We start from the raw sequence: 15,404 nt of genomic DNA, 5'->3' as shown, positions 1-15,404 counted from the left end.
CAGACGGAACTCTATCAATTAGTAACCAGGAATGTCGCTTATTCAAAACCTTTTTCAACAAGCCAGCGTTCTGCATCCAGGGCAGCCATACATCCGCTGCCGGCAGCCGTAATGGCCTGTTTATAGTTATCGTCGGCAACATCCCCGGCGGCGAACACACCTTCGACATTGGTATTGGTACGGAAGGGAATCTTCCATTCAATGAAACCTTTGTCGTTTGTTTCAATCTGACCTTTAAGGAAGTTGGTATTGGGTGTGTGACCAATGGCGGCGAAATAGCCGGAAGCTTCCAGTTCTTCGGTCTGACTTTCATCTACCGTGCTGCGAATCCGGACTCCGGTGACACCTTTTTCATCATCGCCCAGAACTTCTTCGACGACCGAATTCCATTTCACTTCGATCTTTTCATTGGCAAGCGCCCGTTCCGCCATAATTTTGCTGGCGCGGAATTCGTCACGACGGTGGATGATGTAAACTTTGGACGCAAACTTGGTCAGGTAATTCGCTTCTTCCATGGCACTGTCACCTCCGCCAACGACAACCAGAGGATGATTCCGGAAACGGGGCATGGCTCCATCACAGACGGCACATGCGGAAACCCCCATGTTCTTAAAACGGTTTTCCGATTCGAGCCCCAGGTAATTCGCCCGGGCACCGGTGGCAATGATGACAGACAGCGCTTCGACAGTTTCGCCGTTAGCCCGAGTCACTTTGAAAGGATGTGCAGATAAATCGACATCAACCACGTCGTCTGTCACAACCTTGGTACCAAAATTTATCGCCTGCTGACGCATCAGTTCCATGAGCTCAGGACCACTGACACCATGCCCCAGATGCGGTGCCATATACTGTCGTTTTGATTTATCGATTGATCCATCAAGGTATGACTCAAGATTCCCGGCAGGAAAACCAGGATAGTTCTCCACTTCTGTAGTCAAAGCCAGCTGCCCCAGGGGCAGTGTCCCCTGCAGTCGATTTTCCTCAGAAATTGCTCCTTCGAAGCAGAGCGGTTCCAAGTTGGCTCTGGATGTGTAAATGCAAGCTGCCCAACCAGCGGGTCCTGATCCGATCACGACGACTTTTTCTGGCACGTTAGGTGACCTCCTGATATGCATTCTCCCTGAGAGAAATCCGTAAATAGATCTCCTGTCAGAGAAGTTGCGTGTGAATTGTAATCCTGAAACATAACCAGCGTACGAACCTGGCGTGAGTCACAATCCTAATGAAGTACGGTCAGGAATTCCAGATGCCCGGAGGAAGGGTTTTTAAGCCGGACCAGAAAATGATCGTTTCGAATGAACACAGCGAAATGTTTTGAAGGTACAAAAAAAAGGTGCTTCGAATCATGTGAATGACTGAAGCACCTTTTCTGTGCTGAATGGAGCAAGTGCGGGCCAACGCTTGCCACCATCGCTGCTATAGTACTAATGCATAAGCTGTACCATTCAGAATATTATTCGTAAAAATAAACGTAAACCTTTTATTGACATAGCATTACATTTTCCAGAGTATATTTGAGTCGAATTCAGACCTCGGCAGGGTGGTCAATTACGCCACACGTGCTGCAAAATAAAACAGTGCAAAATGCAACACATCCTTCGGCGACTCCGATTTTAAATAAAACCCGACCCGAGTATTGCGAATGAGGACTGAGTTTTCATATTGTGAACCCTCCAACTAATGATGATGTCTACAATTACCTAAACTGATGAGTTTCCTTCACCATAGTGTGATTCCGATTTGCTGAGCGTTTTTAAGGAGAGTTCCGTGTCAGATGCGTCCCCCGCACGGCCCCAGAAGTTTACTGTTCCCCGGTTTCTCGCTGCCAAAGAGAAAAACCAGAAGATCACCATGCTGACAGCCTATGATTATCTGTCTGCAAAAATTCTGGATGACGCCGGTCTGGACTGCCTGCTGGTAGGCGACACTTTAGGAATGGTCGTGCAGGGCAAGAGTACCACACTGCCTGTGACAGTCGATGAAATGATTTACCACGGGGAAATGGTCTGCCGTGCCGTCCAGAGAGCTCTGGTCATCGTGGACATGCCCTTTATGTCATTTCATATTTCCCCGGCTCAGGCTCTGGAGAATGCCGGACGCATTCTGAAAGAAACGGGAGCTGACGCCGTTAAACTGGAAGGGGGAGTCAATCAGGCAAAAACCATCGAAGCGATTGCAGCAGCAGATATCCCCGTGATGGCACATCTGGGACTCAAACCACAGTCTGTCCGTGCCATCGGCAGCATGGGAAAAATTCAACGTGATGAAGATCAGCTGATTGCAGACGCACTCGCTGCAGAACGCGCAGGTGCCTTTGGAATTCTACTGGAAATGATCACGGCTCCCATCGCCCGAAAAATCACAGAAACAGTGACGGTGCCCACGATTGGAATCGGATCGGGTTCAGGCTGCGACGGGCAGGTTTTGGTCACACCCGATATGCTGGGAATGAATGCGGAATTTCACCCGCGTTTCCTGAAGAAATATGCCAATTTTGCAGCAGACATGAAAACTGCTGTTCAGGCATATGCCAGTGAAGTACGAGAAGGCACGTTCCCGGATGCGTCTCACAGCCACTCCTGAGTTATCTTCAGTTTCACTCAGGTTATCTGCCAGAATCAGAGGGCAGGGTACGAACGCGTTTTCCCAGACAGTTATCAATTCCCAGGACCAGCATCACCCATAATGCCGAGAACGCTTCCCGCAGGTTGATTTTGGAACTCCCAAACCGACGTTCTTCAAACGTGAAGGGAACTTCCTTAAACGTGCACCCGACTCTGCGGCAGCGGTACAGTATTTCTTCCTGGAACGCATATCCCCTGGCACGTATAAGGGCAAAATCGATTTCCGCCAGCTTGGGAACCCGATAACAGCGAAAACTGCCACTGCAGTCACGGGATTTGAGCCTCAATAATAACCGAGAGTACCAGTTGACGGCACCACTCATGAAATAACGTTTGGGGCTCCAACCCTCAATTTTCCCCCCCGGGATATAACGTGAGCCAATAGCCACATCCGCGGTTTTCGTCGCCTCAACCAGATCCGGCATGAAACGGGGTGGATGGCTGAAGTCAGCATCCAGATTCAGTACCAGGTCATAATGATTTTCAATCGCATATTGAAAACCGGCAATCGTGGCAGTTCCCAGCCCGAGTTTTCCAGAACGATGGATGGAATGAATCCGAGAATCCGTCTTTTTCAGCTCTTTGGCATACTCTCCCGTACCGTCTGGTGAATTATCATCAATCACCAGAATGGCAGCAGAAGGCAAGTACTTGTGTATTTCTGGAATTAACAGCTCCAGATTTTCGCGCTCGTTGTAGGTACACAATGTCACTAAGAGTCGGGGTTGTGCAGAATCGGTCATCGGAAAAATCAGGCCCAGTCGATCAGGGATGGTTCAGCTCATTTTGGTGGAATCAACAACGGTGGTTGTTGACTTTTAACAGGCTCCGGCAGAGGAATCAACGGCTCACCTGGTGTATCTGCCTTTTGCGGCAGGGGAGGCAATCCTGAATCGTTGCCTGCAGGTTTTTGGGGGACTCTCTGGGGAGGGGGAGGCAGAGGTTTGGAAAGTGGCTGCGAACGAGCTGGTCCCAGAGGTTTCGCAGGTTCGGCTGGCGTCTGTCTGGATTCGAACGCCGGCGGTCTGGTTTTAGCAGGATCTACCACATATCCTTGCTGATTACCGCTTTTCTGTTTCACGGTCTGCTGATCGACGGGAACCGGTTGAGGATTCAGGAACGCCAGAAAATGATCACCGCGGCCAGCCAGACGGGCAGCAGTTTCTATTACGTCATGTGCCTCTTCAGTCTGACCGTTAAAATGCAGGACCACGCCAAACACAAACAATCGCTCAGGATCACGAATGTCTTTCTTTACCCATTCGGCAACCTGATGCACCATTGAATCCCTGGCAATCGCATGCTCTGCACCGAACAGTTCGTTCAGGCTTTCGCCAGTCGAAGGCCAGGTAGGATCCAGTTCCAGCCCCTGTTTAAACTCGAATGCTGCGCGATCATACTGTCCCAGGGCAACCAGCGAAAATCCTTTCCGGAAATGCGGCGTTGCCAGATCTTTCGTCAACGATGCAGCCAGTTTGTAACGCTCATAAGCCCGGCGGTAATCCAGTTTTTTAAAGTATTCATCTCCCTTGACCTGATTCCGCAGACTCAACTCCCGCGCATGTCGAGTCGAGGGGACAATGTATTTCTGTATCTTGCGAGAAGGTTCCGGCAGATAATTTTTGTCATCCCAGCGTTCCAGGTCATTCTGGAGTGCATTATTGAGGGGGATATTACTGGCAGCAGGAAAACCATTGCCTTGTGGTGAATTCGGGAGCGTAGGCAGAGTTCCGGGAACATTACTGTAAGGATAAACGGCTGGCGGAGAAAATCCCTGTCCCGGCAGAATCGGATAGAAACCGTTCAAAGAATATCCATTGGAAAACAAGACCGGATTTCCGGCAATGAATGCATCCGTACTGTAGTAACCAAACCGGTTATACATGTAAGGTCCCCAGGGATTGCCATAATAAGAACTTCCCGGAAATGAAAAGTTGAAACTGGTATTCCCGGAGAATCCACTGACAGACCAGCCTGGATTAGCCCAGGTCTTACCGTAATAGCGTGGATAAGACCTTCCATGATGGTGGGAGTGGTGCTGATGCCCGTGTGTAGAACGATGCCTTTGAGCAGGAACCTGCTCAGGAGATCCCACAAACAGAAAAACTGTGCTCACGATGAGAAGTGATCGCATTGGTACTCTCCTGTCTGGCCCAGTTCCTGATGAATAACGTTATTATGCAGGGACTGAGAAGGAAATGCAAGAACTGTTCAATCGCTACAACACAAAGCACTGCACACCAGCCACGATGGAAGTTAACGGTCACCAGTCACTCATCATGACTGGTGAATCAGGTATATCTCCAGTTTTTCGCACAATTCCCATTTCTAGAGCAGTCGAACCAGCAGGACTGTTGAAAAGAAATCGTGTGATCGTTTTGAACAGGTCTGATCGGTATAAATTAAATGGCTTTCTGACAGTCTGGCGAAAGTTTATGGCCACATATTGCACGTGACCGGAGAGATCAATGGTGCAAACCTTTCAACAATATTAACTCCCGGGAACGGGTCGCTCCTCACATTAGGAACAGCCGCGAAGCTCCCATCTATCTCACCTTGAGACATACATTCTACCCAGTCTTACACATTTTCTGGTCCCTCAGCAGGTTGATACAGAGGCAAATCTCTCCCAGTTTAACCAACCGTTACGACGCATATAATCATGACAAAAAATGACGTAACCTTTTTATCTGATAATGACTTGAGACATTCAAGCGACGATTACAGCACGCCGATAGATTGTACCAGTCGCAATGAGAATTCATATCTGAATGATCGAAGGAAACAATTCGGATGTGATTTCAGGTGATGCTCCCAGGGAGTATCAACCGCAATCGAAATTACTAGGAAGATTTTTGTAAGAGTGCTGTCGTAGGCAACACTCTGAGATTCAAGCCAGCGCGAGTTGATGATTTCAACTTGGACGAATTAAGCAGTCCCTAAAGGAACAAAACAAGATTCGCGCCGTAACCACTGTGATGTGACAAAAGAGGCACATCTATCTGTCTATGATGGTCAGAAAACGACCCAAGAAGGAGACGCTGTTCTATGAAATGGATTAGTCTGTTAAGTGCATTTGTTGTGGCATTGGGGATGAATGCCGTTGCACAAGCAGATCTTTTTGACCTTTCGCTTAATTGCGGGGCTGCAAAGAGCTGTGAATGTGCCTCGACCTGTCAACCTGAATGTTGTAAACCCACTATTACAAAACCGTGTGAGCCTAACGTTTATACCTATCAACGTCAGTGTTCATCAATTAAACCACCTTGCTGCTGCGAAGCTGCACCAGCATGCTGCAAACCTGCCCGTAAACTGCGTGGCTGGTTCAAGAAACGCTGCTGCTCAGATTCTGGCTGTGCCCAGGATAACTGCTGTGCTCCAGCTCCAAAGAATGACTGCTGCACCCCAGCTCCAAAAGCCTGCTGTGCTCCTGCTCCCAAAGCATGTGCCGCTCCAGCTCCTAAAGCTTGCTGTGCACCAGCCCCTAAAGCCTGCTGTGCTCCTGCTCCTAAAGCATGTGCCGCTCCAGCTCCTAAGGCCTGCTGTGCTCCTGCTCCCAAAGCTTGCTGTGCACCAGCCCCCAAGACCTGTGCTGCTCCTGCTGCAGACAGCTACTGCAACGAACAACCCTGCTGCAACGCAGATCCTTGCGAAATCGCTGAACTGATCTACCAGTCTCAGACTGCCTGCTACGCTAAACACCGTCGCAAAGCAATCCACAAACTGGGTGACAAGTTCAACTGCGAATGCAATCCTGAGATCATGTGTGCTTTCATCTACGCTCTAAACGACGCTGACGAACGCGTTCGTGCTAAAGCTGCTGATGAAATCGGCGACCAGCTTCGCAAGCACTGCTGTGGATGCTCTCCTGAGCTGACAGCTGCTCTGACTTGTGCTCTGGGCGATTGCGACAAGAAAGTTGTTCGTGAAGCAACTCAGGCTCTGGAACTGTGCGGATACGAAGTTGTTGAAGGATGCTGTGACACACCTTGCTGTCACACAAATGGATGTGCTCCTGCTGGATGCTCACCATCTGCAGCTCCTGCTGCTCCTGCTCCTGCTTCAGATCCTAAAGCTTACTTCCCCAGCCGTCTGCAGAACCAGAAGCAGACACGTCGTCTGAGCGGAAACAGCCTGTCAAATCTGTTCGGTCTGATTGACTAGTTCAATTAAGACTTCAGCTTGACTGAATCGAAGTATCGAAACGGCTCTCCTCAACGGGAGAGCCGTTTTTTTTTGGTTACAGCCAAACCAGGATTTCCGGTATTGAAGACCGCCTTTCTGGACACTACAATCCAATTTAATGAATTCTGTTGTCATAAAGATTTGAAAGCACTAGACTTAAAATAAAGATTCGTAAACACTGATTAGATCTGATAACATAACAGGCAATGATTGATACCGTCTTTGATGTTTTTTATATCAGGATACCAGTTACACGATTCCCTCCTCAAATGCGACTGTCCGAAACCAGTTGCAACCTGCCATTGAAAGCTCCACGAAATACTACTGGCCAAGATCGAACAAATTAAACCGTTACCCTTTAAGGCATCAATTGTTTGAATCAGAATGCACTCAGTTCATAGCGGACTGCTGTTTAAACGACTGGCGCTTTTCAGATTTAAAGGTTCTCACCATGCGACGTCGAAAATTTCTCAAACACTGCACCAGTATTCTGGGTTCGCTGTACGTCACAATCCTCGCGGTACCGGCTTTGGGCTTTTTGTTTTCGACTCTCAAAAGAGGCAGGCAGACAGAAAATACGTACCGCCTGGCGCGTCTGAACGACCTGGAACCGGGCGTTCCACAGCGTTTCACCATTAACGACCAGCGCGTAGATGCCTGGACCAAATATCCTTCGGGGCCCATCGGTTCAGTCTGGATCAGCAAATCTCAGGAGGGAGACATCACCGCGTTTTCTTCCACCTGCCCCCACCTGGGCTGCGTGGTTGATTATGTCGCTGGTGACGAAGAATATTTCTGCCCCTGCCATGCAGCGACCTTTCAGACAGACGGTTCGATGGTCAGTGGCCCGCAGCCACGGGGAATGGATGAGCTGAAAACGACTATCGAAACCATCCGGGGAGAACAGTGGGTTATGGTAGAATACCAGAAATTTGAGACAGGCATCTCTGAAAAAGTTCCCATCGGTTAAGATCCCCCGAAGTGCGACTCTCTGACAGACTACACAGACTCATCAATTTGATTTCCCATAGGGAGATACTTCAGTGCTGCCTAAAAAAACCCAACAGTGGATCGATGAACGAACCGGATACAAAAATTTCCTGCACGCGATCTTTCTGTTAAATTTCCCGACCAAAAGACGCTCCCGCTGGCAGTTTATCTGGGGAGGGGCACTCGTGTTGATGATGCTGGTGGAAATGGTGACCGGCGCACTGTTGATGACTGTTTACAGTCCTTCCGAAGCATCTGCCTGGGGCAGTGTGCATTATATCGAAACACAGGTCGATCTGGGCTGGTTCGTACGCGGCTTACATCATTACACCGCACATATGATGATTGTGGCAATCGTCGTGCACATTTTTCTGGTGATTATTTCAGCCGGATATCGCAAACCCAAAGAATTTATCTACTGGACCAGCCTCTTAATTGGAGGCGTGATTATTGGCCTGACTATCACTGGAAATCCACTCCCCTGGGATCAGAAAGGGTACTGGTCCTATCAGATTGAAACAGGGATTGCCGGAACCATGCCGGTCATTGGTTCCACTCTAAGATCCCTGGTCGTGGGGGGGAGTGAATTCGGTAACCTCACTTTGACCCGCCTGTATACGATTCATGTCATTGTACTGCCCCTCATCGCCATGCTGCTGTTTACCTTTCATATGGCGCTCATCCGACGCGAACGTCTGCGGACAGCAAAAATAAAAGAAGCAGCCGACGACCCGGCAGTCGATTTTCAACTGGACGAAGATGACCCGGTCAAAGATGAAATCACTCAACCTTACTGGCCTTACCAGACGACACGCACCCTGGTACTCGCGCTGGTTCTGATCGGCATCGTCATAATCCAGTTGATCGTATATCCCGCCCTCAAAAATCAGCATGTTACCGTCGGGCATGATGACTGGGTGGCCGACCTGCAGGCCAGCGAGATCAAACTGGAAGCACCCGCCGACAGTTCAATTCCTTACGTCGCACGCCCGGAATGGTTCGTCCGCTTTCTGTTTGAACTGCGACACATGGTTCCCAAAGAAATGGAAGTTCTGGTAACAGCCGTATTGCCAGGGGTTATCCTGGCGGTACTGTTCCTCGTCCCTTTTTATGAAAAAGTTCTGGGTGAGAAGTGGGGACAGAGGGTCGCTATTATTGTTTATGTGGGTGGGTTACTCATTATCTCCGGGATCAGTTGGTACGGCATCAAGATGGAACGCAGTGCGCCTGACTATGCGCTCAATCGTTCTCAGGAAATCGCATACGCAGCCCGGGCTTCCTGGCTGGCCAGCCAGAATGGCGTCCCCCCTGAAGGTCCCGCATCCCTGTTGAGAAACGACCCCAAATCAATGGGTCCCCTGATTTTTGCGAGACACTGCGGCATCTGTCATACCTGGAACGGGCATGATGGTACTGGGCATAACATCATGGAAATGAAAGATGGTAAAAAAGTCATCGCCACTCCCCGCGCATCCGATCTGGCAGGCTTCGCTACCACCAAATGGCTGACAGAATTTCTCATGGATCCCAAATCGCCGAAATTTTTCGGTCACCTGGGATCAACTAAAGGAGGGGATGCCATTCTGAATGGGGATATGAGCGACTGGGCTGACAGCTATGTCGGACCGGAAGGCATTCTCACGAAAGCAGATATTGAAGCAGTCGCGGCACTGGTGGCCCGCGAAGCCAACCACAGAGACTTTAAACCACTGAGCGAAGAGACCGTTAAACGCGGAGTTTCGGTTTTCAGCGGGATCGACTTCAAAGACAAGTCCGGCAAAGTGGCAGAATTCTACGGCTACTGTGCTCAATGTCACGCGATGAAAGCCGGCGATCCGGAAGAAGAAGGGGGCGGGGCGGCTCCCGATTTCAACGGTTATGGCTCAGAAAAATGGTTGACCGATTTTATCCGTAAACCAGGAGCAGAACGCTTCTATGGTGAGAAAAACATCATGCCTTCCTTTGAGGAATCAAAACTCTCCAAACACGATCTGAACCTGCTCGTCAAATGGATGCGCGGTGAATGGCAGCGGCCAGAAACGGAAAAATAAGAACAGGTTCCTGCTGAGTATTTCAGTTTCACTTCAGACACCCGCTCAGTTTTGACCTGATCACGCGTTCTTGTCCCCCTTTCGCTGATGTGTGTACTAGAACGCGTCACATTTAACCATAGCGTCTCCCGATCTATTATACTCGGTCAAAATGGTCTTGGAGGCGCTACAGTAAAACCGGACACAGCTTAGCCCGGAATTCCTAACGGCCCAGTATTCTCCAGTCGCAGAATTTTCAAATTCTCCAGGTTTCTGCTTGCACCATTACTACAACTGTGGTAACACTAATCCCAGAGATTACTACACCCGTAGTCACAGGAGCTGACATGAACCAGCGATCGGAATTACAAATTACGGATGCGGAATGGGAAGTGATGCTCAGTGTCTGGGAGGCAGAAGACCAGACTGCCGGTGAAATCATCGCCCGCACTGAAACGCTGCGAGACCGCAGTCATCGCACCATCAGAACCCTGCTGGCGCGCCTGGTAGAGAAAGGGGCCGTCGACGTGCATGTCGAGGGTTCTCGACACCTTTACCGTGCCGCTGTAACACGAAACGAATGTGTCCGCTCGGCTGCCCACTCTTTCTCTGAACGATTCTTCGCCGGAAATCTGCAATCGCTGCTGATGCATTTTGTCGAGAACGAAACGCTTTCCAGCGAGGAACTAGCAGAACTCAAACAAACCCTGGACGAACAACTTGCGAATCAGAGTCAACCCAACAAACCCCAGTCATCCGGGAAATCGGCTTCTCGACGGAGGAAAACACAATGAACTTCGCATCTGATCTGCCCTCGTTCTGGCAACTGATCTGGCGTGCAACCTGGCAGGCAGGAATACTGGCGTGCCTGGTATTCTGTGTTATCTTCCTGCTGCAGCGCTGGATTTCTCCCAAATGGCGTGCGCTGCTGTGGACGGTTCCCCTGGTTCGCCTCGTGCTGTTAATCGTTCCAGCCAGTGGATTGAGCCTGTTTCAGTTCTTCTCTATCGAACCCAATCGCATCCCCCAGGTTACAGATACCTTGATGACGGTGCCCACTGAGACAGTGATAAGCAGTTCGCCTGGTCCTCAACTCTCAACTTCTCACAACTCTGCACAAACCCACACGGCAGACGAACAGAATGTGAATCATGCAGCCACGATCCCCCCAGAGCCTGAATCGAATGTCCGTATTTCGATTTCCGATCTCATCACCGGTCTCTGGTTCCTGGGTTTTTGTGTTCTGCTGATCAGAGAAATCGGCTCACGCTGGATGCTGTCACGCCTCATCGCGAACAGTCAGCCGCTCCAGGACACAGAATTGCTTTTATTAATTGCCGCCAGACAACAACAGGGTTTTCTCAAATTCCCCGTTCGTTGTTGTGTGACGGATGCAGAGTTGGGTCCGTCCTCTTGTGGATTCTGGCGCCCCACTATCTTGCTGCCACGCCAGTTGTGGGATGACTTTGATCAGCAATCCCGACGCGCCATCGTCACTCATGAGCTGGAACACATTCGGCGTCATGATGCTTTGCTGCTGTTTCTCAGCAGGATTGCCATCGCTGTGCACTGGTTCAATCCACTCGTCTACCTGATCACGAGTCGGCTGCGCCGTGAAATCGAACTGGCCGTAGATGCAGCAACAGTAGCTGCTTTTGACGAACAGACCCGTCACCAATACGGTGAACTGTTAATCCAGCTTTCGCAGTATTCACAAAAACCGAGCGCGGCACTTCCCATGGCCGGCAAACGATCGGCACTGCGCACGAATCAGTCAGCTGACAAATCCGATCCGGGAGAGTCGCTGCCGATCCGCTCTTGCGATCTGTGTGTTGTTACTTTTCCTTGTTACAGGTTTGAGTGATGCAGCACAGAAGAAGGAACAGCCTGAGAAGAATCAAAAAAGTCCGGCGGTCTCCACCAGACCAGAACAGCATTCCGAGAGCAAACCAGCAGCACAATATTTCATCACAGGCACCGTTCGCGATGCACAGACAGGTGAACCGGTTTCGGACGCAGAGATCCGGTTGTTTGTCGCCTCCGAACCAGATGTAAACCAGAGAGAAAAAAAGGGGATTACAAATGACGCCGGTCAGTATCGCATTGAAGTCCCCATCGGAAATGTCCAACTCTGGTTCCCGACATTAAAACCGGGATACTGGCTACTGCCTGAAGAATGCACGCGAGCGTTAGTCACGACGGCTGAAAATCCCGTGCTGGTACACAATATCAAAGCTCAAACGGGCCCCACCTGGAATATTCACTGGAAAGGCAAGCTCAACGAGCATCAACTGAAGTTCCTGACCGCGCATCTCAAGGACCAGCCGATCCAATACAGGGTCTCCCTTCAGGAAGTGGAAGACGACGCGAAACGGGCCGCCTGGTTGAAGGGGGAACCAGTCTCGTTCCAGAAAGCGAATGCCAGTTCGATAAGCAATCTGGATCAGACAGGTCGCGGAAAACTGACGCAAGTGGGAACGAGCGGTAAAACTATTTTGACACTCGTCAATATGACTGCCGAACTGATTGTGGAATCTGGCTTCAACAATACACGGGTCATCTCGCTGAAACAGATTCCCGATACCGAAAAAACAGAGATGATCGACTCCTCGGGAAAGAAAGCCATCGTCAGCAAAGCAACCGTCACACTGAGCGACGGCGTTCCTTTACTGACCTTTCAGACCGAAGCTGCGAAACCGACTGGCTATCAGAGGCTGAGCGGTCGTGTCGTCGACAAAGCGGGCAATCCACTCGCTGATGTGCGGGTCGGCGTGATCGAAGGCTTAAAGGGGGGAGGTAGTGGCGAAACGGGCGAAGAAACCCAGACCACTGATGATGGAACATTCTCTGTAAAACTGCCGATATATGATAACCAGGTATTTCAAAATCAGCAGTATTCAGTCACGCTGACAAAAGACGGATTTGCCGGTACGGATTCAGAAATCGTAGAAGCTAATAAGGACTTTGCCCCTATCAACTTTAAAAACCTTACACTTCAGCCGGGACACACCATTCCAGTCCTTGTTCTCGATGAACAGAAACAGCCCCTGCCGGGAGCAATCCTGGAACCCGTTAACGATTACGCTTTGAGACGTCAGATCACCCGAACCGATGCCACAGGAAAAGCCGTCTTAAAAAACCTGCCGAGTGGTGTGATTCGACTCTCTGTCCGCTGGGGTACGAAAATCAAAGAGACCAACCTGGTGATCAGTAAAAACCCGTCTAAAAATAGAGAAGTGACAATTCATGTTAATGAGTTCGTCCCCTCATCTACATCCATGGTAGAAAAACAGAAACCACTGGCGGTTGGCCAGCAGGCTCCGGAATGGGAGATCGTGGCATGGTCTGATGGACGAACCCGCAAACTCTCCGACCTTCGCGGTCAGGTGGTGGTACTTGATTTCTGGGGTCTCCGTTGCAGTGGTTGCGTCGCTTCCATTCCCGCGCAGAAACGACTTGCCAGGAAATACAAAGAGCAGGGTGTCGTCTTCCTGGGAATCCATACTGCAGATGGAGAAATGAGCCAGATCAAAAAGCTGCTCCAGAGCGAGCAGTGGACGACGCCCACGGGAATCGATCGGGGCACTTCCATTCTGGATAATGCGACAGGCAAGAAATATGGAATCCAGGGATATCCGGCACTAATTGTCATTAACCCGGAAGGCCAGATCACATTTCGCAGCGATGTCAATCCCCCGGGGGATCGCGGAGTTTTTATGAAAACCCTGGCAGAAGCAAGTGACGTGAAATGGCCGCCCGCCGAGAATGCAACTCAAACTGAGATGATAGAAATCATGAATCAGCTTCAATTCACATTGATCAGTCGGGAAATTGAACATGTGCTGAATGCGAAACAATAAGAGTGTCTCTGATTGCGGATAGTATGTGCGTTTTTCACATTCCACTTTGAATTTCACTTGCGCGGAATCAGTGTTTCTTCAGAGCCACCCGGCTGATTTTCAGTTGGATTTCTCAGTCTTTGTAATGCAGCGGACAGGACTGGGTCACTGGATTTCGTAAAGTCCGGAGGAGTGGTCTTCACTCTGATATCCGGTTGAACTCCCACGGTATCAAAAGGTTTTCCAGCCGCGTCATAAGCGATCCAGCGGGGAAGATTGACAATGATCCCTGCTCCCGCATCAATCCTCCGTGGATTACCGCTGGATCCTGCAGTCCGGTCTCCCATCGTTGTCACAGTGGGGCATTCTGCCAGCATCAATGCAAATGCTTCTGCAGAACTCATTGTTTTTTCCCCCTGTAACACAATCACCGGTCCCCGGTAATACCAGTCCTGACTGGGAATCAGACGACGCTTTTGCATAGAACCCAGATCATCGTGTTTTGGTCCACTGCGATATTGATGCGTCGCATAAAGACAGGGCTGATCTAAAAAGTATCCTGCCATTTTCTGCCCCAGCGGTTCGGCTCCTCCACCATTCGCACGAATATCCAGAACCAGGCCGCGTGTACCCTGCATCTGTTTCAGAGCAGATTCAAACTGATTCAGAAGAGTCTCTTTCGAGAGGCTGTCGACAGCGATATAACCGATATCATCTTCCGTGCGCCCCCAGCGCATGCCTTTGACCTGGTTGATCTTCCCGATCAGATGTGCTGCCGCAGCCGGGCTGGCATTAAACTGTCGCTCGCGATTGAACCCTTTCACATATGTCCCATCGACCTGGACATACACATGCAGATCCTTCAAGTGAGCGAGCATCTCACTAAGAACGTTTGCCAGTTCACGATTGTTTTTTGCGAGGACCGCCTGGGGGCGAAACTGGTCGCGCAACTTCTGCCAGTCCACTTCCGGTTTAATGACAAACATCGCATATTCGCGATCAAAGGCATTCCACACTTTGTCAAAGATTTCAGCTCCAACACCAGTCTTAAACGGGACTGCGACAGCCAGTGCCCTCTGTCGAAATGCATCGACATACTTCACGGTCTGCTGGCGGGTATCGATTGCGTAAAACCGTCGGAAACCTGCTTTCGTTTCAAGATCGAAAATGAGGGACTCTCGAAGTGGCACCATCGGCTTCCCTCCCTGATGCCAGCTTGATCGCATTTTATGCCGAGCCAGAGCAACAGCTTGTTCGATCCATTTTGAATCTCCCTGCTTTGTCACAGTGCTGGCACGAAACAGTTCCCCCACGCGTGCCGGATGCAATCGTAACCAGATGCTGGAGACATGTTCCCCTTTGCCTGCATCGGCTGTCACAATTTCTCCTGGTGTTTCAGGAAAAACGGCCGCCCAGAGTACGTTTCTGCCATGACGGCCTAAAACAACCTGTGAGGGTCCAAGCTGGATCTCGAACTTGTCTGTCAGTTTGAATTCGAATGAATTCAGGCTCCAGACATCTTCTTTTGTCGTCGTGGAATCGTATCCGCGAGGCTGCTTCGAATATTCCAGACTGGCAGGATATTTCCGCCCCAGATCTTCAGCAGACGCCATCTTCGATGTCTGCAATAATGAAATCAACGCAGCACATAAGCAGAATACTCTGCCAGTCTGATACATCAGACGAATAATAACACGTCCTGTCATCACGGTCTCCTTCTACCTGGTAGAAAAAGG

At 50.1% G+C, this 15,404-nt stretch carries 12 protein-coding genes; 7 read left to right on the top strand and 5 right to left on the bottom strand.

All coding sequences use genetic code 11. The annotated features are described in order from the left end of the window. Positions 1–38 precede the first annotated feature (38 nt). On the bottom strand, positions 39–1,091 hold the full coding sequence (locus tag GmarT_RS11615) for an FAD-dependent oxidoreductase (RefSeq protein ID WP_002648340.1): 1,053 nt from the start codon (positions 1,089–1,091) through the stop codon (positions 39–41). A 676-nt stretch (positions 1,092–1,767) separates the two neighbouring features. Between GmarT_RS11615 and panB the strand changes: the two genes are divergently transcribed. Continuing rightward, positions 1,768–2,583: a 3-methyl-2-oxobutanoate hydroxymethyltransferase gene (gene panB, locus GmarT_RS11610; protein ID WP_002648342.1), complete on the top strand. Its 816-nt coding sequence runs from the start codon at positions 1,768–1,770 to the stop codon at positions 2,581–2,583. Positions 2,584–2,605: 22 nt separating this feature from the next. On the opposite strand, the gene GmarT_RS11605 is transcribed toward panB, so the two are convergent. From GmarT_RS11605 to GmarT_RS29960, 3 genes are all read right to left on the bottom strand, one after another. Continuing rightward, positions 2,606–3,367 (bottom strand): polyprenol monophosphomannose synthase, encoded by a 762-nt coding sequence (locus tag GmarT_RS11605; RefSeq protein WP_044239498.1) that lies wholly within the window; start codon positions 3,365–3,367, stop codon positions 2,606–2,608. Positions 3,368–3,405: 38 nt separating this feature from the next. Next, on the bottom strand, positions 3,406–4,758 hold the full coding sequence (locus GmarT_RS11600) for a tetratricopeptide repeat protein (protein ID WP_002648344.1): 1,353 nt from the start codon (positions 4,756–4,758) through the stop codon (positions 3,406–3,408). A gap of 1,108 nt (positions 4,759–5,866) precedes the next feature. Further along, positions 5,867–6,208 carry a hypothetical protein gene (locus GmarT_RS29960; RefSeq protein ID WP_187782384.1) on the bottom strand — a complete coding sequence of 114 codons (342 nt, stop codon included), beginning with the start codon at positions 6,206–6,208 and terminating at the stop codon, positions 5,867–5,869. A gap of 70 nt (positions 6,209–6,278) precedes the next feature. On the opposite strand from GmarT_RS29960, the gene GmarT_RS29955 reads away from it, so the two are divergent. The 6 genes from GmarT_RS29955 (at position 6,279) to GmarT_RS11570 (ending at position 13,689) form a co-directional block, all read left to right on the top strand. Next, positions 6,279–6,788 carry a HEAT repeat domain-containing protein gene (locus tag GmarT_RS29955; protein WP_232097397.1) on the top strand — a complete coding sequence of 170 codons (510 nt, stop codon included), beginning with the start codon at positions 6,279–6,281 and terminating at the stop codon, positions 6,786–6,788. 472 nt (positions 6,789–7,260) lie between these two features. Then, positions 7,261–7,779: a QcrA and Rieske domain-containing protein gene (locus GmarT_RS11590; protein WP_002648347.1), complete on the top strand. Its 519-nt coding sequence runs from the start codon at positions 7,261–7,263 to the stop codon at positions 7,777–7,779. 73 nt (positions 7,780–7,852) lie between these two features. Further along, a complete protein-coding gene (locus GmarT_RS11585; RefSeq protein ID WP_002648348.1) occupies positions 7,853–9,850 on the top strand; it encodes a cytochrome b N-terminal domain-containing protein in 1,998 nt (665 codons plus the stop codon). Between the two features lie 326 nt (positions 9,851–10,176). Further along, on the top strand, positions 10,177–10,623 hold the full coding sequence (locus GmarT_RS11580) for a BlaI/MecI/CopY family transcriptional regulator (RefSeq protein WP_002648349.1): 447 nt from the start codon (positions 10,177–10,179) through the stop codon (positions 10,621–10,623). Further along, positions 10,620–11,693, top strand: coding sequence for a M56 family metallopeptidase (locus tag GmarT_RS11575; protein WP_002648350.1), 1,074 nt, complete (start codon positions 10,620–10,622; stop codon positions 11,691–11,693). The genes GmarT_RS11580 and GmarT_RS11575 overlap by 4 nt, the downstream gene beginning before the upstream one ends. Then, positions 11,686–13,689 carry a redoxin domain-containing protein gene (locus tag GmarT_RS11570; protein ID WP_002648351.1) on the top strand — a complete coding sequence of 668 codons (2,004 nt, stop codon included), beginning with the start codon at positions 11,686–11,688 and terminating at the stop codon, positions 13,687–13,689. The genes GmarT_RS11575 and GmarT_RS11570 overlap by 8 nt, the downstream gene beginning before the upstream one ends. A gap of 53 nt (positions 13,690–13,742) precedes the next feature. Here GmarT_RS11570 and GmarT_RS11565 read toward each other — a convergent pair whose 3' ends face one another. Continuing rightward, entirely contained in the window at positions 13,743–15,374 is a 1,632-nt protein-coding gene (locus GmarT_RS11565; RefSeq protein ID WP_002648352.1) for a S41 family peptidase, read from the bottom strand. Between the last annotated feature and the right edge of the window lie 30 nt (positions 15,375–15,404).

The organism is Gimesia maris (genome assembly GCF_008298035.1).
Lineage (GTDB): Bacteria > Planctomycetota > Planctomycetia > Planctomycetales > Planctomycetaceae > Gimesia > Gimesia maris.
This window is presented reverse-complemented; position numbering and strand designations above follow the sequence as displayed.

Coding starts and splice junctions, on each gene's coding strand:
- GmarT_RS11590 (WP_002648347.1), top strand. CDS start 7,261: ATGCGACGTCGAAAATTTCTCAAACACTGCACCAGTATTCTGGGTTCG.
- GmarT_RS11565 (WP_002648352.1), bottom strand. CDS start 15,374: ATGACAGGACGTGTTATTATTCGTCTGATGTATCAGACTGGCAGAGTA.
- GmarT_RS11575 (WP_002648350.1), top strand. CDS start 10,620: ATGAACTTCGCATCTGATCTGCCCTCGTTCTGGCAACTGATCTGGCGT.
- GmarT_RS11605 (WP_044239498.1), bottom strand. CDS start 3,367: ATGACCGATTCTGCACAACCCCGACTCTTAGTGACATTGTGTACCTAC.
- GmarT_RS11580 (WP_002648349.1), top strand. CDS start 10,177: ATGAACCAGCGATCGGAATTACAAATTACGGATGCGGAATGGGAAGTG.
- GmarT_RS11600 (WP_002648344.1), bottom strand. CDS start 4,758: ATGCGATCACTTCTCATCGTGAGCACAGTTTTTCTGTTTGTGGGATCT.